The following is a 1,516-nucleotide window of genomic DNA, read 5'->3' as shown; positions in this document are numbered from 1 at the left end:
TATTTTCGTGTTTCTGTGGGTGACGGCTATGTCGTCATGGCTGTCTGTCCCACTCTCTTTTCTTTTGGATTTTATGAAGTCGCCACTGAAAGAGAATGCCACTTGTAACCAAACTGGCAATTAGACCAATCCAATACCCATAGGGGCCTAAGCTGGTAAAATGATCTAAGAAGAGCCCCAGAGGCAGTGAGACGCCCCAGTAGGCAACTAAGCCCAGGTAAAATGGCACTTGAGTATCCTTGTACCCCCGTAGAATGCCCTGCAAAGGAGCCGCAAAAGTATCTGCCAGTTGGAAAAAGAGGCTGTAGGTCATAAAAATAGAAGTCAGTCGGATAAAATCTGGATTAGAGCCATACAAGGCTGCAACTCTACCTCGGAAAATATAGAGGAAGCTCAGCGTAAAAACAGCAAAAATCAAGGCAGCAACTCGGCCTAATTTACAGTATTTTTTCACATCCTCGTACCTTTTAGCGCCTAGCTCATAAGAAACAATAATCGCCATAGCGGTGGAGATACTCATAGGAAAGGCATACATTAAGTTTGAAAAATTCATGGCCGCCTGATGGCTGGCAATGATTAAAAAAGAGGAGAATTTTGCCATGATCAAGCCAACAACTGAGAAAATCACAACTTCTGCAAAGACTGTTCCCCCTATTGGCAGACCTAAGCGAAAACCTTCAGCTAATCCTGCTTTGTTCAAGGGACGAGTTTTCCAGAGCTCATACGATCGGACTTTGGGATGTTTGACTGCTAAGAGCAAGGAAATGAACAATAAGGCCCAGTAGGACAAAGAAGTTCCCAGTCCGGATCCAGCTCCGCCCATTTCTGGAAAGCCAAAAGCTCCGTAAATCAAGACATAATTAAAGATACCATTTAAGGGCAAAAGTAAGATCATGAGATACATAGAAAGCTTTGTCAGCCCCAAAGCATCAAAAAGCGAGCGAATAACGCTAAAGAGCAAAAGTGGGATGATACCTAGTCCCAGATACCAAAGGTAATGCTTGGCTATTCCTTCTACCAAAGGCTCTAATCCAAGGCGAGCCAAAACCAGAGGAGCCCCCAGAAATACTAAAGTAAATAAAACAAGTGACAGTCCCAAAGAAAGATAGATAAACTGATAAAAATCTGAGGCAATTTTTCCTGCTTTCCCCTGTCCCAAATGATGTCCGATTATCGGCACTAAAGCAGATACAATTCCCGTCAGCAAGTCGAAAAATGGGATCCAAAGACTGGTTGCCATGGACACTCCAGCCAAATGCAACGTATTATACTGCCCAGTCATGGTGGTATCGACAAAAGATGCTGAGAAATTTGCCAGCTGATAAATCAGGATAGGAACAAAAATTGAGACAAACAAACGCAGCCGCTGCTTTAAATGATAAGTCTGATACATGATAATTCCCCTTTTATTATCTACTTTAACTATACTACAAGCGGGCTGAATAGTCAAAAGGAGGCTGGGACAAAAGTCCGACCTCAAATATAAAAAGCGAACAAAACTAGTTTTCTGGTAATC

1 protein-coding gene is annotated in these 1,516 nt (G+C 42.7%); it reads right to left on the bottom strand.

All coding sequences use genetic code 11. The annotated features are described in order from the left end of the window. Positions 1 to 34: 34 nt before the first annotated feature. The gene (locus SSIN_RS03155; protein ID WP_037615658.1) at positions 35 to 1,393 is read right to left on the bottom strand and encodes an MATE family efflux transporter; all 1,359 of its coding nucleotides are present in this window, start codon (positions 1,391 to 1,393) and stop codon (positions 35 to 37) included. Positions 1,394 to 1,516 lie beyond the last annotated feature (123 nt).

Origin of the sequence: Streptococcus sinensis, assembly GCF_000767835.1 — a bacterium.
Taxonomy (GTDB): Bacteria; Bacillota; Bacilli; order Lactobacillales; family Streptococcaceae; genus Streptococcus; species Streptococcus sinensis.
The sequence above is the reverse complement of the archived record's forward strand: the minus strand, read 5'-3'. Positions and strand labels throughout refer to the sequence as shown.